We start from the raw sequence: 25,453 nt of genomic DNA on the forward strand, positions 1-25,453 counted from the left end.
TAAAGCGCGCCGGCCGTCGCCTAGAACAGGAAGTAGCGCTGCGCCATCGGCAGCACCTCGGCCGGTTCGCAAATCAGCTCCTGTCCGTCGGCCAGCACGCGGTAGGTTTCCGGGTCAACCTCGATATGCGGCTGCCAGTCGTTATGGATCATGTGCGACTTGCGCACCCCGCGCACGCCGTGCACCGGAACCACCCGCTTGGACAGGCCGTAGCGCGCGGCCACGCCCGACTGGTACGCGGATTGCGACACGAAGGTCAGGGATCCGCGCGCCAGCGCGCCGGCGCGCGCGCCGAACATCTCCCGGTAGTGTACCGGCTGCGGCGTGGGGATAGAGGCGTTGGGATCGCCCATCAAGGCGGTGGTGATGATGCCGCCTTTCAGCACCATGTCGGGCTTGACGCCGAAGAAGGCCGGGTCCCACAAGACCAGGTCGGCCCACTTGCCCGGCTCCACCGAACCCACTTCGTGGGCGATGCCGTGGGTCAGCGCCGGATTGATCGTGTACTTGGCGATGTAGCGCCGGGCACGCGCGTTGTCCGCGCGGCCGTCACCGGGCAGCGCGCCCCGTTGCACCTTCATCTTGTGGGCGGTCTGCCATGTCCGCATGATGACTTCGCCGATGCGCCCCATGGCCTGGGAGTCGCTGGAGATCATCGAGATCGCGCCCAGGTCCTGCAGGATGTCCTCGGCGGCGATGGTCTCCCGGCGGATGCGCGATTCGGCGAACGCCACGTCTTCCGCGATGGCGGCGTCCAGGTGGTGGCACACCATCAGCATGTCCAGGTGCTCGTCCACGGTGTTGACGGTGTAGGGACGCGTCGGGTTGGTGGACGAGGGCAGGACGTTGGGCAGGCCGGCCACCTTGAGGATGTCCGGCGCGTGGCCGCCGCCGGCGCCCTCGGTGTGGTACGTGTGGATCGAGCGGTTCTTGAAGGCCGCGACCGTGGCTTCGACGAAGCCGCTTTCGTTCAGCGTGTCGGTATGGATGGCCACCTGTGTGTCGGTGCGCTCGGCCACATCCAGGCAGCAGTCGATGGCGGCCGGCGTGGTGCCCCAGTCCTCGTGCAGCTTCAGGCCGATGGCGCCCGCATCGATCTGTTCCAGCAGGGGGCCCGGCTGGCTGGCATTGCCCTTGCCCAACAGGCCGATGTTGATGGGCCAGCCGTCGACGGCGGCCAGCATGCGCTCGATGTGCCAGGCCCCGGGCGTGCAGGTGGTGGCCGCGGTGCCGGTGGCCGGCCCGGTGCCGCCGCCCAGCAGCGTGGTCAGGCCGGCGGACAGCGCTTCGTCGATCAGTTGCGGGCAGATCAGGTGGACGTGGGAGTCTATCCCGCCGGCCGTGACGATCTTGCCTTCGCCGGCGATGATCTCGGTGCCGGCGCCGATGACGATGGTCACGCCGGGCTGGATGTCCGGATTGCCCGCCTTGCCGATGGCCATGATGCGGCCGTCCTTCAAGGCGATGTCGGCCTTGACGATGCCCCAGTGATCGAGAATCACGGCATTGGTGATGACGGTATCGGCGACGTCGCCGCCGAAGCGCTGGGACTGGCCCATGCCGTCGCGGATAACCTTGCCGCCGCCGAATTTCACTTCCTCGCCATAAACCGTGTAGTCGCGCTCGATTTCGATGAGCAATTCGGTGTCGGCCAGGCGCAGGCGGTCGCCGGTGGTGGGGCCGAACATTTCCGCATAGGCGCGGCGGCCGATTTTCAGGGTCATGCCAGGCTCCGTCGTTGCGCGAGGCGCGGGGGTAGGTGGTCGTGGTTGTATTCGTGCCTGGCCGCGGCCATGGCGCGCGCCGCGCTGGCGGGCCCTGCCGGACATCGCGCCGGCGACCGGGGCGTTGATAAGCGCATCACAGCTTCCCCATGATGCGGCCCGCAAAGCCGTACACCTCGCGCTTGCCGGCGAGGGCCACCAGTTCGACGGTGCGCCGCTGGCCCGGCTCGAAGCGCACGGCGGTTCCCGCGGTGATGTTCAGGCGAAAGCCGCGCGCCTGGTCGCGATCGAAGCGCAGCGCGTCGTTGACCTCGAAGAAATGAAAGTGCGAACCGATCTGCACCGGCCGGTCGCCGGTGTTTTCCACGGTCAGCGTGAGGGTCTCGCGGCCGGCGTTCAATTCGATCTCGCCGTCGTCGACCAGCAGTTCTCCAGGGATCATGGTGGGTTCCTGTTCTGCGTTGCCGGGAAGTGCGTTCAGGCGGCGAGGAGCAGCACGCCATAGGCGGCCACGCCCAGGCCGGTGGCGCGCGCAAGCCAGGCGCCGCGCGACCGCAGGGCCAGGCCGGCGGCGATGCCCGCCGCATGCAGGGCGACGGTCGCCACCATGAAGCCGGCGATGTACGGTAATGCGATGGCGGTCTCGGGCAGCTCATAGCCGTGCGCGTGGCCGTGGAACAGCGCGAAGCCGCCGGCCACCAGCGCGCCGGCGACTTCGGGCAGGCGCGCGCGCGTGGCCGTGAGCAGGCCCAGCACCAGCAGGGACACGGCGATCATCGGCTCCACCGCGGGCAGCGGCACGCGCGCCAGGCCCAGCAGGGCGCCGAGCAGCAGCACCGACGCAAAGGCCAGCGGCGCCAGCCAGGCGCGGCGGCTGGTCAGGGCGCTCCATACCCCCAGGACGATCATGGCGCACAGGTGGTCGGCGCCGGTGAGCGGATGCAGGAAACCTTCGGTGGCGCTGGCGGCCCAGCCGGCCGCCTCGGCGACGTGTTCATGGCCGGGATGGGCGCGGGCGGCGCCAGCCGCGAACAAGGCCAGCAGGGCCGCGGCGCGGGCGATATGGGATCGTTGCATGGTGTCCTCTTTCCAGGGGCGTCTGACTACGGGATAGGGTGGTGCACGGTGACCAGCTTGGTGCCGTCGGGGAAGGTTGCCTCGACCTGCACGTCGGGAATCATTTCGGGCACGCCGTCCATGACATCGTCGCGAGTGAGCAGCGTGGCGCCGTAGTCCATCAGTTCAGCGACGCCGCGGCCGTCGCGCGCGCCTTCCATCAGCGCGGCGCTGATGTAGGCGACGGCTTCCGGATAATTCAGCTTGAGGCCGCGCGCCTTGCGCCGTTCGGCCAGCAGGGCGGCGGTGAAGATCAGCAGCTTGTCTTTTTCTCGGGGCGTAAGCTTCATTGGGATTCCGGGGGAAGAGGTTGGGGAAGCGGTCCGGTCGTCATGTGGCCCACAGGCGTAGCGGCCTGCCCGGCACGCCATGCACCAACGGCCGCAGGCGTAGCCAGAGGTCATTGAAGAGCAGGCGTATCGGTTCGATGTTGTCGGCCACCGCGCGCACCAGCAGCAGGCCCGGGACGGGGCTGGTGATGCCGGCATGCAGGGCTTGCGTCGGCGCCGCGGGACGGTCGGCCAGCGTGGGCGCCCAGGCCTGCGCCAGCGCGCTGTCGCAGGCGGGCGCGACGGCCCACAGGGTGCCGTAGGCGGGCAGTCCGCCCAGGCCTTGCGGCGCCTGGCGCAGCGCGGCATCCGCCTGCAGGACCTGGCGTTCGGTCCACAGGAGCCGCCCGGCGGCATCCCGCAGCCGCGTCAGCGCGCGCAGGGAGCCCGCGCGCCAGGTCTCGCCGGACGCCTGGCGGCCCAGCAGGGCCGCATCGCAGCCTATCGCGGTGGCGCCTTCGCCCATGCGCAGGTCCAGGCTCAGGCAGGCCTCGCTGTGGTCGAAATGGATGTTCTCCAGGGGCAGCCAGTCCAGGCGCGCACCGCGGCCCAGGGTGATGCGGACATCCTGGCGGGCCGGGTAGTCGGGGCTGGACTTGTACCACTTGGTCGCGCCGGGTGTGGTCACCACGGCGTGGCTGCCGGCTTCCAGCGCCAGGTCCAGCGCCAGCCGGTCGCCGCCGGCCAGGCCGCCGGGCGGATGCAGCAGCGTGAGGTGGCAGATCGCCGGGTCGGGTTCGGGATAGAGCGGCTTCTGCACGTTCAGCGGGCCGCTGTGCGAGCGGCTTGCGAGGACCGTGCGCAGGCCGCGTCGTTCCAGGCGCAGGGCCAGCGTGGCGCGCCAGCCGCCCGTGTGGGGAGCGCCTGGCCGAGGTATGAAGCCGTTCATGCGGTCGGACAATAGGGCGGCGCGCCGCCGGTTGAAAATCGGGGACGCGTCGTCTTGGCGCGTCAACCGACCGCATGCAAAATGTGTGCCATATTGCCCCGTGCACCGCCCCGGGGCAGGCTGCGGCGGGGTGCTCGCGGGAGCCCGAAAACGGGGCGGAGGATGCACCAATTCGGTGCGCGTGAGGCCTGGATGCGCGGGAATGGTGCGCGCGGGGGGCGCGTCGTGCCGGCCGCCAGGCCCCTTCGCCGGGCCGACCCTCCAAGGCCGACCCGCTACGCCGACCCGCTACGCCAGCCCGCTACTCCGGCCCGCTACTCCGGCCCGCTACTCCGGCCCGCTACTCCGGCCCGCTACCCCGGCCTGCTGCGCCAGCCCGCCAGCCCGCCAGCCCGCCAGCCCGCCAGCCCGCCAGCCCGCCAGCCCGCCAGCTCAGGCCGCCAGCGCAGGCGGCCAGCGCAGCGGCCAGCGCAGGCGGCCAGCCCGGCCGGCCGCGCCGGCCCACTATGCCAACCCGCGACTCAGGCCGGCAGCGAGGGCTTGTAGCGTTCCTGCGAGAGCAACGCCGTGTGGAAGTCGACGATGTGCTGCACCACCTTGGCCGGATCGTCCTCGATGATGAACAGGTCCAGGTCGCGCCGGCCTATCATCCCGTTGCCGAAGACCGTCTTCGCCAGCCACTTGACGGCCCCGTGCCAGAATTCGCTTCCCATCAGCACGATGGGGGCGGGCGGCACCTTGCCGGTCTGCACCAGCGTCAGCGCCTCGAACAGTTCGTCCAGCGTGCCGAAGCCGCCGGGCAGGGCGACGTAGGCGAAGCTGTGCATGAAGAACGTCGCCTTGCGCGAAAAGAAGTACTCGAAGTCCAGCCCTATGGTCTGGTAGGCATTGTTGCTGGCTTCGTGCGGCAGCTTGATGTTCAGGCCGACGCTGGTGCCCTGGGCTTCGAACGCGCCCTTGTTGGCGGCTTCCATGATGCCGGGGCCGCCGCCGGCAATGACCGCGAAGCCTGCCTGCGTGAGCGCGCTGGCGACGGCGCGCGCCTTTTCGTAGAACGGCGATTCCCGGCTGATGCGGGCGCTGCCGAATACACTGACCGCCGGACCGATATTGCTCAGTTTCTCGGCCGCGTTATGCAACTCTGACATAATCACCGGTATTTGCGTACCGGCAGGAGTCTCCTTGCCATCTGCCACTTTCAACATGAATAAAACCCTGTTATTGGTTGACGGTTCCAGCTACTTGTACCGTGCCTATCATGCCATGCCGGACTTGCGTAACGCGCAGGGCGAGCCCACCGGCGCGCTGTATGGCGTGATCAATATGCTGCGCAAGCTGGTCCAAGATCATAAGGCAGAGTACGCCGCGTGCATTTTCGACGCGAAAGGCAAGACTTTTCGTGACGAGATCTATCCTGACTACAAGTCGCACCGGCCGCCCATGCCGGAAGACCTGGCCGCGCAGATCGAGCCTATCCACAACGCTGTCCGCGCGCTGGGCTGGCCCGTGTTCGCCGTGGAAGGCGTGGAGGCCGACGATGTCATCGGCACGCTGGCGCGCATCGCGACCGAGCATGGCCTGAAAACAGTGGTATCCACTGGTGACAAGGATCTCGCGCAACTGGTGGACGACCATGTGACGCTGGTCAACACCATGAGCGGCGAAGTGCTGGACCCCGCCGGCGTGGTCAGGAAGTTCGGCGTGCCGCCGGAGCGCATCGTCGACTACCTGATGCTGGTCGGCGATACGGTCGACAATGTGCCTGGGGTCGACAAGGTCGGGCCCAAGACCGCCGTCAAATGGCTGACCGAGCATGGCAGCATCGACAAGTTGGTCGAGGCCGCCGAAGGCATCAAGGGCGTGGCGGGCAACAACCTGCGCACGGCCATCCCCAATTTCCCGATGACGCGCCAGTTGCTGTCGGTCAAGTGCGACTGCGACCTGGGCGGCGACATCATCGCGCCCGAGCAACTGCTGCCGCGCGAGCAGGACAAGGAATCGCTGCTGGCGTTGTACGAGCGCTATGGCTTTCGCACCTGGCTGCGCGAACTCAGCGGGGAAACCGAACGGGTGCCCACCGGCGACTCCCGCGTGGTCGAGGACGCGCCCCAGCCGCCCGCCGAGACCGATTACCAGGTTGTGACGGACTGGCCCGCCTTCGAGCGGTGGCTGGCGCTGATCCAGGCCGCGCCGCTGGTGGCGCTGGATACGGAAACCACGTCCCTGGACGAAATGCAGGCGCGGCTGGTGGGTATCTCCCTGAGCGTGACGCCGGGCACGGCCTGCTATATCCCGGTGGCCCACCGCGGCCCCGAGGCGGGCGAGCAGCTGCCCAAGGACGAGGTGCTGGCGCGCCTGCGGCCCTGGCTGGAGAACGCGGACGCAGGCAAGCTGCTGCACAACGCCAAGTACGACGCGCATGTCTTCGCCAACGAGGGCATACGCCTGGCGGGCGTGCGCGAGGACACCATGCTGCAGGCCTATGTGCTGGAGTCGCATCGCGCCGTCAGCCTGGCCGACCTGGCCCAGCGCTGGCTCGGCCGCAAGGGCGTGACCTACGAGGACCTGTGCGGCAAGGGGGTCAACCAGATCTGCTTCGATGAAGTGGCGGTGGAGAAAGCGGGCTTCTATGCCGCCGAGGACGCGGATTTCACCATCCAGATGCACGGCCTGCTGCGTCCACGGGTCAGCGCCGATCGCGGGCTGGACTTCATCTACAAGCTGGAATTGCAGGTGGCCGAGGTGCTGCTGCAAATCGAGCGCACCGGCGTGCGGGTCGATGCCGAGGAACTGGGTCGCCAGAGCCATGCCCTGGGACAGGAGATGCTGGCGCTGGAGGCGCGCGCCTACGAACTGGCGGGGCAGCCCTTCAACCTCAACTCGCCCAAGCAGCTCGGCGAAATCCTGTTCGGCCGCATGCAGCTGCCGGTGGTGCGCAAGACCGCCAGCGGCGTGCCATCCACCGACGAAGAGGTGCTGACAAAGCTGGCGCAGGACTATCCGCTGCCGCAGGTCCTGTTGCAGTACCGTGGCCTGGCCAAGCTGAAGTCCACTTATACGGACAAGCTGCCGCGCATGATCAATCCGGCCACCGGCCGCGTGCACACGCATTATGCGCAGGCCGCGGTGATTACCGGCCGGCTGGCGTCGTCCGATCCCAACCTGCAGAACATTCCGGTGCGCACGCCGGAAGGCCGGCGCGTGCGCGAGGCCTTCGTGCCGCAGCGCGGGGTGCTGGTGTCGGCGGACTACTCGCAGATCGAGCTGCGCATCATGGCGCACGTGTCGGACGACGCCAATCTGCAGCAGGCTTTCGCGGCGGGCGAGGATATCCACCGCGCCACCGCCGCCGAGGTGTTCGGCGTGCCGCTGGCGGACGTGGCGGCCGAGCAGCGGAGGGCGGCCAAGGCCATCAACTTCGGCCTGATCTACGGCATGGGCGTGTTCGGCCTGGCCTCAAACCTGGGCATCACCCGCGACGCGGCGCAGGCGTATATCGACCGCTATTTCGCCCGCTATCCGGGCGTAGCCCAGTACATGGAGTCCACCCGCGTGCTGGCGCGCCAGCAGGGCTATGTGGAAACGGTGTTCGGCCGCCGCCTGTGGCTGCCAGAGATCAATGGCGGTTCGGGCCCGCGCCGCCAGGCGGCCGAGCGCGCCGCCATCAACGCGCCCATGCAGGGCACGGCCGCGGACCTGATCAAGATGGCGATGGTGGCGGTGCAGGACTGGATCGCCACGGATGGGCTGGACAGCCGCATCATCATGCAGGTGCACGATGAACTGGTGCTGGAAGTGCCCGACGGCGAACTGGAGCGCGTGCGCGAGCGCCTGCCCGCGCTGATGTGCGGGGTGGCCCAGCTGCATGTCCCCTTGGTGGCCGAAGTGGGGGTGGGCAGGAACTGGGAGCAGGCGCACTGATGGCCAGGCCAGGCCGGCCGCGCTCCAGTTGCCGGTCAGCCTGCCGCAGGCATAATCAGGGCTTCCCCCCGCGCCCCGGGCTGCCTGGGACCCGCTCTGCCGCGGGCCCTGGTCGGCAAGCCCTGGTCGGCAAGCCCTGGTTCGCATGGCGACCGGTAGGCGCGCAAGGCGCGGGGCACCTCCACCCACGACAAGGAATCCGTCATGAGTTTCGCTCCCGCCGCCGGTACCGTGCAGCCCACGGTCATCCACACCAGTCCGCAAGGCCTGACCCATGGCCTGATCGACCTGCCCGTCAAGGACGGCACGGTGCAAGCCTATTACGCCTTGCCCGAAGGCAAGGCCGACCTGCCCATCGTGCTGGTGGTGCAGGAAATCTTCGGCCTGCACGAGCATATCCAGGATGTCTGCCGCCGCGTCGCCAAGGAAGGCTACTTCGCCATCGGCGTCAACCTGTATGAACGCCAGGGCGATGCCTCGGCCTATACCGATATCCCCAAGCTGGTCGCCGAGATCGTCTCCAAGGTGCCCGACGAACAGGTCATGTCCGACCTGGACGCCAGCGTCGCCTGGGCGGCGCAGCATGGCGGCGATCCCAAGCGCGTGGGGATCACCGGGTTCTGCTGGGGCGGCCGCATCACCTGGATGTATGCCGCGCACAACCCCGACGTCAAGGCCGGCGTGGCCTGGTACGGCAAGTTGACGACGGGACACGGCCCGCTGATCAAGAAGTTCGTCGTCGACATCGCCGACAAGGTGCATGGTCCTGTGCTGGGGCTCTATGGCGCCAAGGACGAAAGCATTCCGCTGGATACGATCGAGCAGGTCAAGGCCAAGTTGGCGCAGGGCAATGCCCAGGCCCAGGCGTCCAGGTTCGTGGTCTATCCCGACGCCGGCCATGCCTTCCTCGCGGACTATCGTCCCAGCTATCGCGAGGCCGAGGCCAAGGACGGCTGGAAGCGCATGGTGGACTGGTTCGCCCAGTACTTGAACTAAACGGCCCAGGCCTGGGTCAGGGCGTCGCCTCGTCGGCGCTTTCGCGCAGCCGGTTCGGCAGCAGTTCGCCTTCCTTGGCCAGCACCGGGTAGGCGGCCGCGCCGACCAGGTACGAGTTGACGTTCTTGACGTCGCGCAGGAGGTCCAGGTAGAGCTGCCCCACCTCGGCGGCATCCACCTGGCCGGACTTGATCTTGTTCAGGTGGGCTTCCGAGGCGGCGATCTCCAGCCCTCGGAACCTTTCCTTTTCTCCCGCCAGGGAGCGCGCCTGGCGCAGGTCCGCATTGACGAAGAGGGCGGCGGTGCGGCGTTCGTTGGCGAGCAACTGGCCGAGGGCCTCGTCCAGTTCCTCGCGCTGTTCCGGCGCCAGCGCCCAGCCTTGCTTGCGCAGCTTGTTCGCCTGCGACAGCAGGCCATGATAGGCGACGTCGCCGGCGTGGCCGATATTGCTGGCGAAGGCCAGGATTTCCTCCATGCGTTGCACATCCTCGCTGGTCATGTTCTCGCGGTCCAGCGTGGCCAGGTAGAGCGTGATGGCGGTTTCCAGCTTGTCCAGCGCGGTATCCATCTGGCGCGCCTGCATCAGGCGGTGGCGGTTGTCGCGCTTGAAGCCGGCGCGCGCCAGCAGCAGCAGGGTCTGCAGCATGTCGGCCATGCGCAGCGCCTCGCGCGAGGCATTGCCCAGCGCCACCGCGGGCACATCGTGCGCTGCCTCGTCAAGGTAGTGGGGCAGCGAGGGATCGTCGGGGTCGGCGCGCTTGGGCAGCCAGCGCGTCAGCAGCGCGCCGTAAGGCGCCAGCACCGGCAGGAAGACCAGCGCGATCACGGCGTTGAACAGCGTGTGGAAATTGGCGACGGCGCGGGCCGGGTCGTTGGAAAGCCCGTTCATCCAGGGCTCGATCCAGGGCAGCACCAGCAGTCCGACGACCACCCCCGCCAGGCGGGTCAGCAGGTTGCCCAGGGGCAGGCGGCGCGCCGCCGGATCGTCGCCGGACACGCCTTCGATGATGGGATTGATTGCCGTGCCCAGGTTGGCGCCCAGCACCATGGCGAAGGCGGCCGGTCCGTTCACCAGATGATGGGTGGCCATGGACATGATCAGCACCACCACGGCCACGCTGGAATGGGCCGCCCATGTCAGCGCGGCGGCCAGCAGCATGGCGGCGACGGGCTGGGTGGCCAGCGCTTCCAGGATGGTGCGCAGCAGCGGGGCCGTCTGGAAGGGCGTGAACAGCTCGACCAGGGCATGCAGCGACATCAGCAGCAGGCCCAGGCCGATGAAGACGCGGCCCAGGTCGCGCGTGCGTCCGGGCGGGTAGCGGCGGAACATCCAGACGCCGGCGAGGATCAGGATGGGCGCCAGCGCCGTGAGGTCGAAGGACAGCAGTTGCACGATCAGCGTGGTGCCGACATTGGCGCCCAGCATGGCGGCGAGCGCGGGCACCAGGGCCACCACGCCGCCCGCGGCGAAGCCCGTGATCATCAGGCCGGTGGCGGTGCTGCTTTGCAATGCCGCGGTGATGGCAAGGCCGGCGCAGAAGGCGCGCAAGCGCGTGCCCAATGCCCGCCCCAGCGCCGCGCCCAGGGCCGCGCCGAATGCACGCTGGACTCCCGTCTGGACCATGTGCACCCCCCATAGCAACAGGGCGACATAGCCGGCGAAGTCGAGTAGCGTGATGATTCCGGACATAGGCAGATGAAAGTGGGGTAAGCGCTCATGGTGGCGCGGATCGGCGGCGCGGAACGCGCGACCATGATAGTTCAGATGGAAGGGGACGCTGCCATCATCGCACGAGAAGTTACCAGGGGTCGAAACAAAAATGAAAACGTTCTCATAAAAGTATTTATGGTCCCCATAACCCATTTTTTGAGGTAAGTGCGCGGGCGGGGTGCCCAGCCACGGGTACGGGCCGCGAGGTGACGCCGCCGACCGCCTTTCCGCGCAGGCTGGGGGTATATGATGTGGGCACTGATGTGAGCACGACGGCCAGCAGCCGCGGACGGCGGCATGGGCCCGGGCGCGCACGCACATCGCCGCAACGGAACGTGGGGTTATCTTGGCTGTTTCTGTCTTTGATCTCTTCAAGATCGGCATTGGTCCCTCCAGCTCGCACACCGTGGGGCCCATGCGGGCTGCCTTGCTGTTCGCGTCGGGACTCAAGCGCGACGGCCTGCTGCCGGCCGTGGCCGGCGTGCGGGCCGAGCTCTATGGCTCGCTGGGCGCGACGGGCAAGGGCCACGGCACCGACAAGGGAGTGCTGCTGGGACTCATGGGCATGGCGCCCGACACGGTCGACCCCGACGCCATCGCGGGCCTCATCCAGCAGGTGCGGGCCGACCGGCGCCTGGTCCTGCTGGGCGAGCACGCCGTGCCTTTCACGGAAAAGGAACACCTGTTGTTCTACCGGCGGGAGGCGCTGGCGGAGCATCCCAACGGCATGAAGTTCCATGCCTTCGACGCCCAGGGCGCCAGCCTGCGCGAGGCGCGCTACCTGTCGGTGGGCGGCGGTTTCGTGGTGACGGCCGGCGCCTCGAACAGCCAGGTCATCGCGGCGCACGACCAATTGCCCTATCCCTTCCGCACGGGACGCGAGCTGCTGCGCATGGCCGAGGACGCGGACCTGTCCATCGCCGACCTGATGTTGCGCAACGAGCAGACGTGGCGCACGGAGGATGAAGTGCGGGCCGGCCTGGACAATATCTGGCGCGTGATGCAGGACTGCGTGACACGCGGCTGCGGCATCGCGCATCCGGAGGCCGATGGCGAATTGCCCGGGCCCCTGAGGGTGCGGCGGCGCGCGCCCGAGCTCTATCGGAACCTGACTCAGCGGGCGGAACGCGCCTTGTCGGATCCGCTATCCGTGATGGACTGGGTCAATCTCTACGCCATGGCCGTCAACGAGGAAAACGCGGCAGGCGGCCGGGTCGTCACCGCGCCCACCAATGGCGCGGCCGGCATCATTCCCGCGGTGCTGCATTACTACGACCGCTTCGTGCCGGGCGCCAACCGTGAAGGCGTGCATGCGTTCCTGCTGACCGCGGCGGCCATCGGCCTGCTGTACAAGTACAACGCATCGATCTCGGGCGCGGAGGTCGGCTGCCAGGGCGAGGTGGGCGTGGCCTGTTCGATGGCGGCCGGCGCGCTGGCCGCCGTGTTCGGCGGCAACGTGTCGCAGGTCGAGAACGCGGCCGAGATCGGCATGGAACATAACCTGGGACTCACTTGCGATCCCGTGGGCGGCCTGGTGCAGATTCCTTGTATCGAGCGCAACGCCATGGCGTCCGTGAAGGCGGTCAATGCCGCCCGCATGGCGCTGCGGGGCGACGGCCATCACTATGTTTCGCTGGATTCGGTGATCAAGACCATGCGCGAGACCGGCGCCGACATGAAGACCAAGTACAAGGAAACGGCGCGCGGCGGCCTGGCGGTGAACATCGTCGAGTGCTGAGCGCGGAGAGGCCGGGCAGCGCGGCGTTCAGCGCACGGGTGTTCAGCGCACGGGGGTTCAGCGCACGAGCTGGTTGATCTCCAGGATGGGCATCATCACCGCCAGCACGATCATCAGCACGAAACCGCCCATCAGCAGGATCATGGCCGGTTCCAGCAGGGCCGTCATCGCCATGGCGCGGCGCTCCAGTTCGCGCGCCAGCGTGGACGATGCTCGTTCCAGCATGTGCGGCAGCGTGCCGGTCTTCTCGCCGCTGGCTGTCAGGTGTATCAGCAAGGAAGGGAACACGCGCTGCACCTGCAGCGAGGACGCCAGGGTGGCGCCTTCGCGCACCCGCGCGGTGGCGTCGTCCACGGCATCGCGCAGCCTGTCGTTGCCCAGGGTCTGGCGCGCCGCGTCGAGCGCGCGCAGCAGCGGCACGCCGCTGCCGGAAAGGATGGCCAGCGTGGAGGCGAAGCGGGCCACGTTCACGCCCAGCACGAAGCGGCCCGCCAGCGGCAGGCGCAGCACGCGCGCATGCCAGGCCAGGCGCGCGGCGGGCAGGCGCAGCGCGCGGCGCCAGGCCAGCACCAGCGCGGCGACGACCAGGCCTGTCAGCCATCCCCATTGCCGCACATAGTCGCTCAACGCCAGCATGGCGCGCGTGAGGAAGGGCAGCTGCTGGTGGGTCTGGCTGAAGGCCGACACGACCTGCGGCACGACATAGCCCAGCAGGAAGATCACGATCACCACGGACACGCAGCCGACCACGCCGGGATAGATGAAGGCCGTCAGGATCTTGCTGCGCAGCGCGTTGCGGTCTTCGATATGGACGGCCAGCTTGTCCATCACCGTGGACAGCTCGCCGGACTCCTCGCCGGCCGTCACCAGCGCGCGGTAGATCTCCGGAAAGTCGCGCGGCCGCGCCGCCAGGGCCTGCGCCAGGCGGTGACCCGCGCGCACGTCGGCGCGCACGCCGGCAAGCACTTCGGCCACGTGCTTGCGCTCGGCCTGGTCCTGCGCCGCGCCCAGCGCCGCGTCCAGGGGCAGGCCGGCGGCCAGCAGGCTGGACAGCTGGCGGGTCAGCCAGGCCAGGTCGGCATCGCTCAGCCTGGGCCCGAACAGGGCGCGGCCCGCCCCCGCCCCTGCGTCCGTGGTCCTGCCGCCGGCCGGCTCGGTCGACAAGGGCAGCAGGCCGCGCGCGCGCAGCTGGTTGCGAGCGCCGCGCGCGGTGTCGGCGTCGATCAATCCGCGCACGGTCTTGCCGAGCGCGTCGGTGGCGGTATAGCGAAAGGAAGGCATGCGGAAACGAGGGGTTCTCAGGGCATCGCGGCGGTATCCGCAGCCCGCTACCTTGCGGGTCGAATATGACCGTAGTGTTGCAGTGCCCCCCCGTATACTCGCCGCGTTTCAAGTCATAAACACGATGGATCATGCGACGCGTTCTGCAACGACTGGCGGCCTGTGCCCTGTCCCTCTCCCTTTGCGCGGGCTTGCCGGCCACGGCCTACGCGCAGCCGTCCGTGCGCGGCGCGGACGACAAGGTGTCGCTGAATTTCGTGGACGTCGACATCGCCGCGGTGCTGCGCGCGATGTCGCTCTTCACCAAGCGCAATTATCTTTATGATCCCCGGGTCAAGGGCAAGATGACGCTGGTGTCGGACCAGCCGGTCGATCGCCAGACGGCGATGAACATGCTGGCGGGCTCGCTGCGCCTGCAGGGCTATGCCATCGTCGAAGTGGGCGGCGTGACGCGCGTGGTGCCCGAGGCCGACGCCAAGCTGCAAGGCAGCGCCATGTCGGTGGAGGAGTTCGATCGCCGCGGCCGCGGCGCCGCGCCTGGTGCTGCCGGTGCTGCCGGTGGTGTGGGGTCGCCGCGCGCCTCGGGCGGGGAAGTGGTCACGCGGGTGTTTCCGCTGAAGTACGAGAACGCCGCCAACCTGGTGCCGGTGCTGCGCCCCATGGTGCCGCCGAACAATCCGGTGAACGCCTATCCCGGCAACAACACGGTGGTCGTCACCGACTACGCCGACAACATGGAGCGCATCGCGCGCGTGATCGCCAGCATCGACGTGCCGACGTCGATAGACACCGCGGTGGTGCCCGTGCGCTACGCCATCGCGTCGGACGTGGCGGCGCTGGCGTCGCAGCTGCTGGATGCACAGCAGAACAGCGCCGATGCGTCGCAGCGCATTGCCGTGGTCGCCGACCCGCGCACCAACAACGTGGTGATCCGCGCGGGCAGTCCCGCGCGCACGGCCCTGGCGCGCGACCTGGTGGTGAAACTGGATACCCAGCAGGCCAATGCGGGCAACCTGCACGTGGTGTACCTGCGCAACGCGCAGGCCGTGCGGCTGGCGGCGGTGCTGGGCGGCTTGCTGTCCGGCCAGGCCAGCACCGCGCCCGGCGCCAACGGCAATGGGGCCGCGGGCGCGCAGGGCAACCGCGCGGCGGGACAGCAGGGCGGGCAGCAGAACACCGGCGGCGGCAACATGTATACGCCGACCGGCATGGGCGGCAACGGCACCACGGGGACGTCGTCGAGCGGCAATGCCGGCCTGGGTTCGGGGCAGCAGCAGGCCATCGCGCGCGTGGACGGCAGCAACAACATGCAGCCGGTTTCCTATTCGGGCAACGGCGCGACGGTGCAGGCGGACCCGGCGACCAATACCCTGATCATCTCGGCCACGGAGCCGCAGTACCGCAGCCTGCGCGAAGTCATCGACATGCTGGACCAGCGCCGGGCCCAGGTGCTCGTGGAAAGCATGATCGTCGAGGTCACCGAGGACCAGGCCGCGCAGATCGGCATCCAGTGGTTCGGCGCCACCAATGGCCTGGGCACCAACGGCGCGTCCGTGATCGGTGGCACCAACCTGGGCGGATCCAGCATCAACACGTCCGCCGCGACCACCATCGACGCCTTGCCGTCGGGCCTGAACATCGGCCTGATCCGCGGCACCACCACGATTCCCGGGATCGGCCAGATCCTCAACCTTAACGTGCTGGCGACCGCGTTGAAGACCAATGGCGGCGCCAACATCCTGTCCACGCCCAACCTGATGACGCTGGACAACGAGGCGGCCAGCATCATGGTGGGCAAGACCGTGCCCTTCGTGACGGGGCAATACGTGACCTCGGGCAGCGGTTCCAGCAGCAATCCCTTCCAGACCATAGAGCGCGAGGATGTCGGCCTGAAGCTGAATATCCGGCCGCAGATATCCGAAGGCGGGTCCGTCAAGCTCGACATCTACCAGGAGGTCAGCTCCATCGACACCGCCAGTTCCACGTCGACCAGCGGCATCGTCACCAACAAGCGCGCCATCGATACCAGCGTGCTGATCGACGACGGCCAGATCATCGTGCTGGGCGGCCTGTTGCAGGACAGCGTGTCGACCACCAACCAGGGCGTACCCGGCCTGAGCTCGATCCCCTTGCTGGGCGCGCTGTTCCGTTCGGACACGCGCAGCCGCGAGAAGACCAACCTGATGGTTTTCCTGCGTCCGCACGTGATCCGCAATAGCCAGGACAGCATGGGCGTCACCCTGGACCGCTACAACTATATGCGCCGTGCGCAGAGCGCCGTGCAGCCCGGCGAGCACTGGGCGCTGCCCGGCATGACCGCGCCCATCCTGCCGCCGGCCAATGTGCGCGGCGTGCCGACGGGGGCCTATGACCTGCGGCCGGCCGCCGCGGCCGAGACGATGAGGCAGGCGCCGCCGCCCGTCACGCAGTCGTACTCGGTGCGGCAGCTGCCGGAGACGCCACGTCCCCCGGACGAGGTGATACGGGCCAACGTGCCCATAGGCGTGACCATCGCCACCGATCCCTCCGCGCTGTACGGGGAAACGGATACGACCAAGACCACGTTGCAGTTCGCGCTGGCCGACGCGCGGGAGCAGGCCGACAGCATCGCGGGGCGCGTGCGCATGAGCGGCCTGGACGCCTACAGCCAGCCCGGTCCCGGCGGCCAGGGCTATGTGGTGCGGTCGCAGGTGCCGCGCGATGCGCGCAGCGTCGATACCGCGCTGTCCCTGCTCAAGCAGCTGGGCTACAAGCCTGAACTGGTGACGCAGCCATGAGTGCCTTGCGTCGCGCCGACAGGAGGGGCGCCCGGTGAGCGCCTTGCCTTCGCTACCTTATGCCTGGGCGCGCGCGCAGCGCGCCGTGCTCGCCACGCGCGCCGGCCTGCCGCGCCTGACCGTCAGCCCGCGCACGCCATCCTGGGCGCTGGCGGAAATACGCCGGCGCTATGGCGAGCTGGCGGTGGAGACCGTGGACGACGATGTGCTGGAGACCCTGCTCACGGCGGCCTATAGCGACACCGGCGACGCCGCGACGGTGATGGGCGCGGCCGAGAACGAGGTCGACCTCGACCGGTTGATGCAGGACATTCCGGAGGTCGCCGACCTGCTGGAAGCGCAGGACGACGCGCCGGTGATCCGCATGATCAACGCATTGTTCACCCAGGCGGCGCGGGACGGGGCCAGCGACATCCACATCGAGCCCTTCGAGACGCACTCGGTGGTGCGCTATCGCGTCGACGGGACGCTGCGCGACGTGGTGTCGCCGCGCAAGGCGCTGCACGCGGCGCTGATATCGCGCATCAAGATCATGGCGCACCTGGATATCGCGGAAAAGCGCCTGCCGCAGGACGGCCGCATCGCCCTGCGGGTGGGCGGCCGGCCGATCGACGTGCGGGTCTCGACCTTGCCGACGGGGCATGGTGAACGCGCGGTGTTGCGCTTGCTGGACAAGGAGGCCGGACGCCTGCAACTGGAAAAGCTGGGAATGGGCGCGGCGCTGCTGGCGCGGCTCGATGGGCTGATCCGCCAGCCGCACGGTATCGTGCTGGTGACGGGGCCCACCGGCAGCGGGAAGACGACCACGCTATACGCGGCGCTGGGGCGCCTGGACGCCAGCACCAGCAATATCCTCACCGTGGAAGACCCCATCGAATACGACCTGCCGGGGATCAGCCAGACCCAGGTCAACAGCAAGATCGACATGAGTTTCGCCCTGGCCCTGCGCGCCATCCTGCGCCAGGATCCGGACGTGATCATGATCGGCGAGATACGGGACCTGGAGACGGCGCAGATCGCGGTGCAGGCGTCGCTGACGGGCCACCTGGTGCTGGCCACGCTGCACACCAACGATGCGGTATCCGCGGTGACGCGCCTGACTGACATGGGTGTGGAGCCGTTCCTGCTGGCGTCCTCGCTGCTGGGAGTGCTGGCGCAGCGGTTGGTGCGCCGGCTGTGCCAGCACTGCCGGGCGCCGCATGAAGAGGACGGAAGGGTGGTCTATCGGCCTGTCGGCTGCGCGCACTGCAATCACACGGGATATAGCGGGCGCACCGGCATCCATGAGCTGTTCGTGGTGGACGAGGACGTGCGCCGCTTGGTGCACGAGGGACGCGACGAGCAGGCCCTGCGGCAAGCGGCCGTGGCGGCCGGCATGCGGTCGATGCGCGAGGACGGCGAACGCTGGATCGCCGCCGGCGTGACGGCGCCGGAGGAGATCGTGCGGGTGACGCGGGACCATTGATGCATCGATGGCCGCTGGCTGCACCTTTGACGATAGCCACGGGTGCGGCCACTGGCCCACAACGTCGCCTTATCGCGTTCCAAAAATGCTCTGGCCGCCACTGCGGCGCCCCAGCGCGGACAGCAAGGCGTCGAGTCCCTCGCGCACGTTTTCGGGGCTGCCCGCGGCCGCTTCGGCGGTGCCGTGCAAATCCAGCTTGCGGCCGTCCCAGGTGCCTGTCGCCTGTACGCGCAGGGGACCGGAGAGGGTGCCGAGCGTCAGGTTGATCACGCCACCCGTCGCACCACCAATCGCACCACCCCTGGCGCCGGCCTTGGCGCCCTTGCCGTCGGCCGCCGTCGCCTGCAACCGATAGGAACCCAGGGGGCGCACGCTGGACAGGGCGGATGAGGCATCGCGCCATTCAAGCTGCCACAGCGTGGGTGCGCGCGTGACGCCGGCTTCATAGTCCGGCCAGCTCAGCGCCAGGCTGCCGCCGGGCGCAAGGGTGTTCAACGGCGCGCCCAGCGCCGCCAGCATGTCCGCCGGCAGGCTTAGGGTCTGGCCCGACAGGGATAAGGACGGTGTGGCGAGGCCGCGCCACGCCGGCGACAGGCGGACGTCGCCGCCCAGCCAGGGATGGCGCAGGACGACGCCTTGCCAGGTCCAATGCCAGCTCAGCGGCTGGGGCAGCGTGCGGCGCGCGCCCGGCGGTCCCAGCGCCAGCAGCGCGGCGCCGTTCCATATCGTGCCCGAGGCATCGACGATGGCAACCATGGCCTGGTCATCGCCCAGGCGCATCAGCCACCGGGCCGGCAGCACGGCCAGGGCGGCGACCACTGCCACCAGCAGGGCGGCCAGTGGGAAACCATGGCGACCCAGGCGCGATCCATGGACGTGGGGGAGGTGGGGGACGTGGGAGGGCGCGCGCCGCGCGCGCCAGGCATGCAGCAGTTGCATTCAACGATCCGTCGCGGCGGCGAGCCGCAGCATGCCATCGACCTTGCCCGGGATAGGCCGGCCATACTCGGTGCTGGCGCGTGTCAGCTCGGCGCTGGCCACGCGCAGGCGCAGGTCCGCCGCCACGGTGTCGCTCCAGCGCATGAGCGCCGACGACGATGCCTCCTTGACATCGATGCGCCAGCTGGCCGGCTTGCCGGCGGCACCGCCTTCCTGCGTCGTGCGCCAGCTGTCGGGCGCCAGGCCGGCGCGGCGCAGGCTGGCGTCGATGTCCGCCGGCGCGAGGGGCGTGTTCGATGCGCGTCCGCCGCGTTGGCGCAGGCGCAGCGCTTCGTTGGCGAGGCTGGTCACGGTGGCGGCCTGGGCGCGCAGCGCGGGCAGTTCGTTGCGTGCCCGCGCGATGGCGGTCCAGGCCGGATCGATGGCGACCGTGAAAACGAGATAGAGCGCCAGCGCCGCGCCGCCAGCATGGACAAGGCGGCGTTCGCGCGACGTCAGCGCCGCATGCCAGGCGGCCAGCGGACGCAGGCCTTGCCGTGCGCGCGCGGACCAGGCGGCGGCGCGCGCGCCCAGATCGGGACGCTTCATGGTTGACTCCGGGTGATGCGCCATGTCGACGGCGCGTCCTGCTTTTCGATGCGCACGCCCAGGGCCGTGGCGGCCTGGGCCATGGCGGGAGCTTGCGCCAATTGATCGGGATCCTTGCCATCCGCGCCGTCCAGCTTGATGGTGACGGCGCCGTCGGCATAGCGCAGCACCGCCGTGTGGCCGGCGGCGAAGGGCAGGGCGCCGGCCGTGGCCAGCGCCAGCGGCACGAAGTCGGTGGGACTGCTGGCGCCCTGGCCGGTCAATAGCGCGTTGCGGCCCTGTTCGGCCTGGCGCAGCGGATCTACCACCACGGGGATGTCGGGAAAGGCCGCCCGCACCTGGGCTTCCATGCGCGTCCGCAAGGCCGTGGCCTCGCCGCGCAGCCGCGCGGCATGGATATTCAATCCCACGATCCATACCGCGGCGGCGGCCGCCGTCCACCACAAGGGCGCGCGCCAGGGCGAACGCTGGCGCGGGCTCAGCGCCGGCAGGGCCAGCGACCAGCGTGGCGCGTCGCGGCGCCAGCGCGCGTCCGCGGGCAAGGCCAGCGCCTGGTCGGGCGTGGCATCGTCCTCCGGCAGCACCAGCTGCGCCGGCAACAAGGCATCGACGCGCAAGCCGGCCTGTGCCAGCAGGCGCCAGGCGCGGGCCAGCGGATCGCGCGCGGCCCAGGCGACGGTCACCGTGCCGTCGGCCGCGCGCGGGCCGTGCCCGACCGCCAGGTCGTCCATATCGCTCAACAGCAAGGGTTCCATGGCGCCATGCACGGCGGCCGTCAGCATGCGCTTGGGAACGGCGGGCACCTGGACGGTGGTGACGATGGCGTCGGACGGCGCCAGCACGGCTTCGGCGCGGGCGCCCGGGAAGGCCGTGGCCAGCGCGGCGGCGGCCAGCTCGCCGCTGCGCGCGCAGCGACCCTGGCGATCGAACCAGGCGTAGGCGAGGGGGGCCGTGGCGCTAGCCTCGGCCAGGCCGGGAAGGGCGATGCGTAGGGTGTTCTTCAATGGATTTCCCGTCTCCAGACGATGTCGGTGGATTGGTCGGCGGCGCTCTGGATCAAGGCCCGCATGACGAGGTGCGCCCGTTCGTAGACCACGGTGCCGGTGGCGGAGAACCACGCGCTGGTGGCGCCGATGCCAGCCGGCGTCGTGGCCACGCCCAGGCCGGCAAGGCGATTGGCGAAATCGGCGGCGTCGTTGAACCAGGCGCCACGCTCGCGTTCGCCGATCAGCACGCGCGCCTGCGCCAGCGTCATGTCCGGCGCCAGCGCGGCCAGCACCTCCGGCGGGGCGGTGTTGACGTTGATGGTGGTGGTGGTGGGCAGGTAGGTCAACGTACGGGCCAGGTCGCGTCGCAGCGCGGGCGCCAGGTCCAGTGTGCCCAGCAGGTCGTCCAGGCCGCGCGGCATAGGCGCGCGCGCCGGCGTCGACGCCGCGATGATGGCGCCGTTGGCGTCGGTCACGGCCTTGGCCGGCTGCGTCAGCGCCACCCGCTGCGCCAGCGTCCGCGCCAGGCTGTCCTGGTTGCCGAGCATCGCCAGCAGGCGTTGCAGGATACCCACCTGGTCGGGCAGCATCAGGCCGTTGCGCGCCACGTTGTAGAGGTTGAACTTGCCCTGTTCGTCTTCGACGTAGCCGGAGAACACCGCCACGCGGCCATCGCCCGGACGTTCCAGCCGCGTATCGCGCACGGGCACGCTCCATAGCTGGCCGGCGTGGACGGTGGCTTCGCGGCGCAGGCTTTCGCGCACCACCAGGCGCGCCCAGTCCAGTCCGCCCAGCAGTAGCCAGCGGGCCTGGGCGCGCGATTGTTCGTTTTCCACCTGGCGCAGCGCGGCGGTCTGACGCATGAACAGCCCGGAGGTCAGCGCCGCTACCACGGCGACCACGATCAGGGCGCTGACCACCGCCATGCCGCGCTGGCGGGTGTGCTGCCGCGCACCCAGGTCTGCGGGGCGCGATGCCGGGCCGTGCGATGCCCGATGGCACGATGACCGGCCATAGGCCGGCCGCCGGCGCGACGCCGGCGGCCGCGGACGCAAGGCGACTGTCCTATTCATCGCAGCACCACCACGCGCGTGTAGCGTTCGCGCTGGCCGTCGTGATTGCGCTCGACCGCGATCTCCACGCCGCTGGCCTTGCCGACGCCGGCGGTGCCCGGCAGGACCCAGCCTTGTCCGGGTATCCAGAAACGCACGCCCAGCGCGGCCACGCCGGCCATGACCTCGGCGCCGGCCTGCGCCGGGGGCAGGGGGTAGCGCAGGCCGGCCGCCCCGGTATAGCGCCACAACGCGCCATTGCGGATGCGCCAGATCACGGCCTGCCAGGCGCCGTCGCCGGCCGGGGACGCGCGCACGATCTCCAGTTGCAGCGGCTTGCCGGGTTCCTGTGCCACGGCGACGCCGCCCACGGGCAGCCCGGGGCGTGCCGCATCGTCGCTGTTGTGGCCATCGTCGGACAGGGTCAGGTCGCGTTCGAGCTGGCCCAGGGTACGCACCACGACGGCGTTGTCCGCGGCGTCCCGCTCCAGCCACGCGCGGGTGTCGGCGACCCGGCTGATGCCGCGCCAGGCAAGCAGGCTGACCAGGGCCATCAAGGTGATGGCCACCAGCACCTCGATCAGGGTGAAGCCGGCCTGGTCGCCCGCGCCGCCGGCAGGGGTGTGGGGTGGCGTCGAGGGCCGGCCCATGGTCCGCTGCAAGGGTCGGTTCCGGGCCCGGTCCAGAGTCCCGGTGCGGGTCCGGACGCCGATGCCGGCATGGTCAGCGCCTTGCTTCATCGTACGTTCGCCAGCAGGCCCGACAGTTCGGCCAGGGTCATGCCCGGCTGCCCGCGCGGGTACACGCGCACCGACACCTGTCGGAAGGCGCGATTCAAAGAGTAGGTGTAGGTGCTCTCGCACACCATGTCCAGGCGTCCTTGTGGACAGGGCGTGTCCTGCTTGCCGGGATCCGGCAGCACCTGCGACAACCGCAACTCGGCCATGCGGTTCTCGGCGGCGACCAGGGCCAGCGTCTTGTCGCGCAGCGCGTGGTTGTTCTGCGCCAGCACGCCGGTGGCGCGCAGGGCCGCGGCCAGGGCCACGGCGATGATCGCCAGGGCCACCAGCACCTCGATCAGGGTGAATCCCCCTTGTGGGCGTCGCGGGGCGTGGCGCATGTCATCGCACCGCATAGGCGCCGCCGGCGTCGCGCGTGAGGGTGATGTCGCGGCCGCCGGCGCTGAGGGTCAGTTGCATGGGGTCGGCCATCCATTCCGTGTCGAACACGATCCAGCCCGCCCGGCCCGCCGGCGTGACCGCCACGGGGCCGGCCGACCAGGGTTGCGGACGCAGCACCGGATCGTCATGGAAGTCATCGGGCGGCAACGGCGCTTCGTCGTCGGCATCGCCCGTGCTCGCTGCCCGGCGTCCGGGCCGTTCGAACCGATAACCGGAAGCCGAGGCGCGCCAGGTGATGACGCGGCCATCGCTGCGCGCTTCGCTCTGCGCGACGGCGAAGGCCTGCAGCAGGCGCTCGCCGTCTTCATGCAGGCGCCGGTCCGGCGCGGCCACCGCGGAAATGCCGACCATGCCGGCCGCGATGCCGATGATGACCAGCACCACCAGGAGCTCGATCAACGTGAAGCCGCCTTCGCGGCGCCTCGAAGAGCGACGGCGTCGGCGCGGGCGCATAAGCCGGGCAGGGCGTTCAGAGATCCCAGGAGCCGATGTCCGCATCGTTCTGTTCGCCGCCGGTCTTGCCGTCGGCGCCGAAGGAGAACACGTCGACTTCCCCTTTCACTCCGGGGCTGAGGTACTGGTAGGGATGGCCCCAGGGGTCGTTGGGCAGGCGCTCCAGATAGGGACGCCAGTTGGGCGTGCTGTCGGGCCGCGCAACCAGCGCCTGCAGGCCTTGCTGCGTGGTCGGATAGCGGCCATTGTCCAGGCGGTATAGCTTGAGCGCCTGCATCAGGCCGCCGATGTCCTGGCGCGCCGCGACCTGGCGGGCCTGGTCGGGGCGGTCGAGCACGCGCGGCACGATCAAGGCGGCGAGGATGCCCATGATCACTACCACCACCATGATTTCAATCAGGGTGAAACCTTGCTGGCGTGCCCTGGCGGCACTGCGTCGACGATGCACAACTCACTCCGTTCTTCCGGGAAACGGGCAAGTGTGACGGTGCAATATGACAGCAATATTGAGTGGGGCGCGCCGGCGGGAGAGGACGCGGCGGACGCCGGATGCGCCTGGGACGCTGGTTCGCGGGCGAACAGGTACTCCGGGACGCGTCAGACCAGGCGGACGCGTCAGACCGGGCGGACGCCTCAGGCTACCGGACGCGTCAGCGCGGCGCGTCGATGATGCCGGCGGGCGCGGCCGGCAAGGGCGGCGCGGCGATCGTGGTCGTGGCGCCGTTCTGGTCCAGCACGACCGCGTTGTTGCCTATCCGCGCCACGCGCAGTCCTGGGGAGATTTCCTGGCCTGCGCGCCAGGCCTGGGCCGGGCCGCCGTCCACGCTGAGGATGACGGCGCCGTCGGTTCCGTCGGCGATCATGCCGGTTACGGTGACCTGCGTCTTCAACGTGCCGTCCTTGCCGAACAGCAAGGCGGCAGGGGCGGTGTCCACGGCGCGCGCGGCCGCGGCGTGCAGCGCGGGTGGCGGCGCATCCGGACGAGGCGCGAGCAGGATGGCGCCCCAGACGCCCAGCCCGGCGGCCAGGCCGAGGATGGCGAGTGCCTGGAGCAGGCGTGGCGGAGAAACGCGGGGCAAGGTAAGCATGGCAGTCGGACGACGGGCCGCCCGTTCCATGTCGGACGGACGCGGCGCGGGTTTCATGGCCGCCCATGGCGGGCGTGCCCGAAGGGCGGCCCCGAGTATAGCTGCCCGGAATTCACGGGACAGTCATGGTCATGTCGTGAGCGTCATGTCGTCAGGGCGCTCGTGCCCGGCTACGAACCCCGCCGCCGCACGCGACGGGCCGAGGCGCCGCCGAGCGGCCAGGATCCGGCCGTGCGGGGCAGGGCTCGGCTCAGGCTGCGCCGCGCGCGGCTCAGGCGGCGCCGCGTTGCAGCGCGGCGATGCGCTGCTGGATGGGCGGGTGCGACGCGAACAGGGCGCTGACCGCGCCGCGGCCGCTGATGCCCGACGCCTCGAAGGACTTGGGCAGCTCGCCCGCTTCCAGGCCGCCCAGGCGGGCCAGGGCGCGGATCATCGGATCGCGCGAGCCCAGCAGCTGGGCCGAGCCGGCATCGGCGCGATATTCCCGCTGGCGCGAGAACCAGGCAACGATGATGGACGCGGCGATGCCGAACAGGATTTCACAGACGATCACGGTAATGTAGTAGCCGGCGCCCAGGCCGCGTTCGTTGCGCAAGACCGTGCGGTCGATGAAGTAGCCGACCACGCGCGCCAGGAATACCACGAAGGTGTTGACCACGCCCTGGATCAGCGTCAGCGTCACCATGTCGCCATTGGCGACGTGCGCCACCTCGTGGCCCAGCACGGCGGCCACTTCTTCTTCCGTCATGCTTTCCAGCAGCCCCGTGCTGACGGCGACCAGGGAGTCGTTCTTGAACGCGCCCGTGGCGAAGGCGTTCGGCGCGCCGTCGTAGATGGCCACCTCGGGCCGGCCGATGCCGGCGCGGTCGGCCAGTTGGTGCACGGTGTCGACCAGCCAGGCCTCGCGCTGGTCGCGCGGCGCGCTGGGGTCGATCACCTGGGCGCCGGTGCTCCACTTGGCCATCGGCTTGCTCATGAACAGCGAGATGATGGAACCGGTGAAACCGACGATGACCGAGAAGACCAGCAGCTGCGATATGTTCAGGCCATTGGCCATCAGGAAGCGGTCGACGCCGAAAATACGGAGCGTGGCCGACAGCACCAGCATGACGGCCAGGTTGGTCAGCACAAAAAGAATGATGCGTTTCATGATTGTTATGGATCCTCTGCGAGCGGATGTAGCTTGGACGTGACAAGCCGGCCAGGGTTCCCGGCGGCC

Annotated in this window: 23 protein-coding genes; 5 read left to right on the forward strand and 18 right to left on the reverse strand. The window is 69.4% G+C overall.

Going from position 1 to position 25,453, the window contains the following annotated elements:
- Positions 1–20 precede the first annotated feature (20 nt).
- The 6 genes from ureC to C7R54_RS26885 all read right to left on the reverse strand — a co-directional run bounded on the left by ureC (position 21) and on the right by C7R54_RS26885 (position 5,206).
- Positions 21–1,724 (reverse strand): urease subunit alpha, encoded by a 1,704-nt coding sequence (ureC, locus tag C7R54_RS26860; RefSeq protein ID WP_129153977.1) that lies wholly within the window; start codon positions 1,722–1,724, stop codon positions 21–23.
- 136 nt (positions 1,725–1,860) lie between these two features.
- Positions 1,861–2,166, reverse strand: coding sequence for an urease subunit beta (locus C7R54_RS26865; RefSeq protein WP_129153978.1), 306 nt, complete (start codon positions 2,164–2,166; stop codon positions 1,861–1,863).
- Positions 2,167–2,201: 35 nt separating this feature from the next.
- Positions 2,202–2,801, reverse strand: a complete 600-nt coding sequence (locus C7R54_RS26870; RefSeq protein ID WP_129153979.1) for a HupE/UreJ family protein — start codon at positions 2,799–2,801, stop codon at positions 2,202–2,204.
- 26 nt (positions 2,802–2,827) lie between these two features.
- A complete protein-coding gene (ureA, locus tag C7R54_RS26875) occupies positions 2,828–3,130 on the reverse strand; it encodes an urease subunit gamma (RefSeq protein ID WP_129153980.1) in 303 nt (100 codons plus the stop codon).
- Positions 3,131–3,170: 40 nt separating this feature from the next.
- Positions 3,171–4,058, reverse strand: coding sequence for an urease accessory protein UreD (locus tag C7R54_RS26880; RefSeq protein ID WP_129153981.1), 888 nt, complete (start codon positions 4,056–4,058; stop codon positions 3,171–3,173).
- 521 nt (positions 4,059–4,579) lie between these two features.
- Positions 4,580–5,206 carry an LOG family protein gene (locus C7R54_RS26885; RefSeq protein ID WP_129153982.1) on the reverse strand — a complete coding sequence of 209 codons (627 nt, stop codon included), beginning with the start codon at positions 5,204–5,206 and terminating at the stop codon, positions 4,580–4,582.
- Between the two features lie 55 nt (positions 5,207–5,261).
- Here C7R54_RS26885 and polA point away from each other — a divergent pair, with 55 nt between their 5' ends.
- Both polA and C7R54_RS26895 read left to right on the forward strand, forming a co-directional pair.
- On the forward strand, positions 5,262–7,979 hold the full coding sequence (gene polA / locus C7R54_RS26890; protein WP_129154072.1) for a DNA polymerase I: 2,718 nt from the start codon (positions 5,262–5,264) through the stop codon (positions 7,977–7,979).
- 204 nt (positions 7,980–8,183) lie between these two features.
- Complete coding sequence (locus C7R54_RS26895) at positions 8,184–8,975, forward strand: dienelactone hydrolase family protein (protein ID WP_129153983.1); 792 nt, start codon at positions 8,184–8,186, stop codon at positions 8,973–8,975.
- Positions 8,976–8,991: 16 nt separating this feature from the next.
- Here C7R54_RS26895 and C7R54_RS26900 read toward each other — a convergent pair whose 3' ends face one another.
- Complete coding sequence (locus tag C7R54_RS26900) at positions 8,992–10,665, reverse strand: Na/Pi cotransporter family protein (RefSeq protein ID WP_129153984.1); 1,674 nt, start codon at positions 10,663–10,665, stop codon at positions 8,992–8,994.
- Between the two features lie 367 nt (positions 10,666–11,032).
- Between C7R54_RS26900 and C7R54_RS26905 the strand changes: the two genes are divergently transcribed.
- A complete protein-coding gene (locus tag C7R54_RS26905; protein WP_129153985.1) occupies positions 11,033–12,424 on the forward strand; it encodes an L-serine ammonia-lyase in 1,392 nt (463 codons plus the stop codon).
- 57 nt (positions 12,425–12,481) lie between these two features.
- Here C7R54_RS26905 and gspF read toward each other — a convergent pair whose 3' ends face one another.
- Entirely contained in the window at positions 12,482–13,705 is a 1,224-nt protein-coding gene (gspF, locus tag C7R54_RS26910) for a type II secretion system inner membrane protein GspF (protein WP_129153986.1), read from the reverse strand.
- 131 nt (positions 13,706–13,836) lie between these two features.
- Between gspF and gspD the strand changes: the two genes are divergently transcribed.
- Together gspD and gspE are read left to right on the forward strand one after the other, a co-directional pair.
- A complete protein-coding gene (gspD, locus tag C7R54_RS26915) occupies positions 13,837–16,482 on the forward strand; it encodes a type II secretion system secretin GspD (protein WP_129153987.1) in 2,646 nt (881 codons plus the stop codon).
- 34 nt (positions 16,483–16,516) lie between these two features.
- A complete protein-coding gene (gene gspE, locus C7R54_RS26920) occupies positions 16,517–17,947 on the forward strand; it encodes a type II secretion system ATPase GspE (RefSeq protein ID WP_204524389.1) in 1,431 nt (476 codons plus the stop codon).
- A gap of 69 nt (positions 17,948–18,016) precedes the next feature.
- On the opposite strand, the gene C7R54_RS26925 is transcribed toward gspE, so the two are convergent.
- The 10 genes from C7R54_RS26925 to htpX form a co-directional block, all read right to left on the reverse strand.
- Positions 18,017–18,886: a type II secretion system protein N gene (locus C7R54_RS26925; protein ID WP_240039730.1), complete on the reverse strand. Its 870-nt coding sequence runs from the start codon at positions 18,884–18,886 to the stop codon at positions 18,017–18,019.
- Complete coding sequence (gene gspM, locus C7R54_RS26930; protein WP_158021286.1) at positions 18,887–19,474, reverse strand: type II secretion system protein GspM; 588 nt, start codon at positions 19,472–19,474, stop codon at positions 18,887–18,889.
- Positions 19,471–20,478, reverse strand: a complete 1,008-nt coding sequence (gene gspL, locus C7R54_RS26935; RefSeq protein ID WP_129153989.1) for a type II secretion system protein GspL — start codon at positions 20,476–20,478, stop codon at positions 19,471–19,473. The genes gspM and gspL overlap by 4 nt, the downstream gene beginning before the upstream one ends.
- A complete protein-coding gene (gene gspK / locus C7R54_RS26940; protein WP_240039731.1) occupies positions 20,475–21,533 on the reverse strand; it encodes a type II secretion system minor pseudopilin GspK in 1,059 nt (352 codons plus the stop codon). Before gspK ends, gspL begins: the two co-directional genes overlap by 4 nt.
- Positions 21,530–22,252 carry a PulJ/GspJ family protein gene (locus tag C7R54_RS26945; protein ID WP_129153990.1) on the reverse strand — a complete coding sequence of 241 codons (723 nt, stop codon included), beginning with the start codon at positions 22,250–22,252 and terminating at the stop codon, positions 21,530–21,532. Before C7R54_RS26945 ends, gspK begins: the two co-directional genes overlap by 4 nt.
- Positions 22,249–22,632 carry a type II secretion system minor pseudopilin GspI gene (gspI, locus tag C7R54_RS26950; RefSeq protein WP_240039732.1) on the reverse strand — a complete coding sequence of 128 codons (384 nt, stop codon included), beginning with the start codon at positions 22,630–22,632 and terminating at the stop codon, positions 22,249–22,251. The genes C7R54_RS26945 and gspI overlap by 4 nt, the downstream gene beginning before the upstream one ends.
- A gap of 1 nt (position 22,633) precedes the next feature.
- On the reverse strand, positions 22,634–23,191 hold the full coding sequence (locus tag C7R54_RS26955) for a GspH/FimT family pseudopilin (protein WP_129153992.1): 558 nt from the start codon (positions 23,189–23,191) through the stop codon (positions 22,634–22,636).
- Complete coding sequence (gene gspG, locus C7R54_RS26960; protein ID WP_158021287.1) at positions 23,163–23,594, reverse strand: type II secretion system major pseudopilin GspG; 432 nt, start codon at positions 23,592–23,594, stop codon at positions 23,163–23,165. The genes C7R54_RS26955 and gspG overlap by 29 nt, the downstream gene beginning before the upstream one ends.
- Before the next feature lie 202 nt (positions 23,595–23,796).
- Positions 23,797–24,234, reverse strand: coding sequence for a general secretion pathway protein GspC (locus C7R54_RS26965; RefSeq protein WP_129153993.1), 438 nt, complete (start codon positions 24,232–24,234; stop codon positions 23,797–23,799).
- Positions 24,235–24,505: 271 nt separating this feature from the next.
- Entirely contained in the window at positions 24,506–25,384 is an 879-nt protein-coding gene (gene htpX / locus C7R54_RS26970; RefSeq protein WP_129153994.1) for a protease HtpX, read from the reverse strand.
- Between the last annotated feature and the right edge of the window lie 69 nt (positions 25,385–25,453).

It is taken from the genome of Achromobacter aloeverae (genome assembly GCF_004121055.1).
GTDB classification, from domain to species: domain Bacteria; phylum Pseudomonadota; class Gammaproteobacteria; order Burkholderiales; family Burkholderiaceae_B; genus Bordetella_C; species Bordetella_C aloeverae.

What these genes read in the sequence shown, in the direction of transcription:
- gspI (WP_240039732.1), bottom strand. Translation starts at nt 22,632, where the DNA reads ATGCGCCACGCCCCGCGACGCCCACAAGGGGGATTCACCCTGATCGAG.
- gspD (WP_129153987.1), top strand. Translation starts at nt 13,837, where the DNA reads ATGCGACGCGTTCTGCAACGACTGGCGGCCTGTGCCCTGTCCCTCTCC.
- C7R54_RS26900 (WP_129153984.1), bottom strand. Translation starts at nt 10,665, where the DNA reads ATGTCCGGAATCATCACGCTACTCGACTTCGCCGGCTATGTCGCCCTG.
- gspF (WP_129153986.1), bottom strand. Translation starts at nt 13,705, where the DNA reads ATGCCTTCCTTTCGCTATACCGCCACCGACGCGCTCGGCAAGACCGTG.
- ureC (WP_129153977.1), bottom strand. Translation starts at nt 1,724, where the DNA reads ATGACCCTGAAAATCGGCCGCCGCGCCTATGCGGAAATGTTCGGCCCC.
- C7R54_RS26885 (WP_129153982.1), bottom strand. Translation starts at nt 5,206, where the DNA reads ATGTCAGAGTTGCATAACGCGGCCGAGAAACTGAGCAATATCGGTCCG.
- C7R54_RS26895 (WP_129153983.1), top strand. Translation starts at nt 8,184, where the DNA reads ATGAGTTTCGCTCCCGCCGCCGGTACCGTGCAGCCCACGGTCATCCAC.
- htpX (WP_129153994.1), bottom strand. Translation starts at nt 25,384, where the DNA reads ATGAAACGCATCATTCTTTTTGTGCTGACCAACCTGGCCGTCATGCTG.
- C7R54_RS26865 (WP_129153978.1), bottom strand. Translation starts at nt 2,166, where the DNA reads ATGATCCCTGGAGAACTGCTGGTCGACGACGGCGAGATCGAATTGAAC.
- C7R54_RS26955 (WP_129153992.1), bottom strand. Translation starts at nt 23,191, where the DNA reads ATGCGGACATCGGCTCCTGGGATCTCTGAACGCCCTGCCCGGCTTATG.
- C7R54_RS26925 (WP_240039730.1), bottom strand. Translation starts at nt 18,886, where the DNA reads ATGCAACTGCTGCATGCCTGGCGCGCGCGGCGCGCGCCCTCCCACGTC.
- C7R54_RS26965 (WP_129153993.1), bottom strand. Translation starts at nt 24,234, where the DNA reads ATGCTTACCTTGCCCCGCGTTTCTCCGCCACGCCTGCTCCAGGCACTC.
- C7R54_RS26945 (WP_129153990.1), bottom strand. Translation starts at nt 22,252, where the DNA reads ATGAAGCAAGGCGCTGACCATGCCGGCATCGGCGTCCGGACCCGCACC.
- gspK (WP_240039731.1), bottom strand. Translation starts at nt 21,533, where the DNA reads ATGAATAGGACAGTCGCCTTGCGTCCGCGGCCGCCGGCGTCGCGCCGG.
- ureA (WP_129153980.1), bottom strand. Translation starts at nt 3,130, where the DNA reads ATGAAGCTTACGCCCCGAGAAAAAGACAAGCTGCTGATCTTCACCGCC.
- polA (WP_129154072.1), top strand. Translation starts at nt 5,262, where the DNA reads ATGAATAAAACCCTGTTATTGGTTGACGGTTCCAGCTACTTGTACCGT.
- C7R54_RS26880 (WP_129153981.1), bottom strand. Translation starts at nt 4,058, where the DNA reads ATGAACGGCTTCATACCTCGGCCAGGCGCTCCCCACACGGGCGGCTGG.
- gspM (WP_158021286.1), bottom strand. Translation starts at nt 19,474, where the DNA reads ATGAAGCGTCCCGATCTGGGCGCGCGCGCCGCCGCCTGGTCCGCGCGC.
- C7R54_RS26870 (WP_129153979.1), bottom strand. Translation starts at nt 2,801, where the DNA reads ATGCAACGATCCCATATCGCCCGCGCCGCGGCCCTGCTGGCCTTGTTC.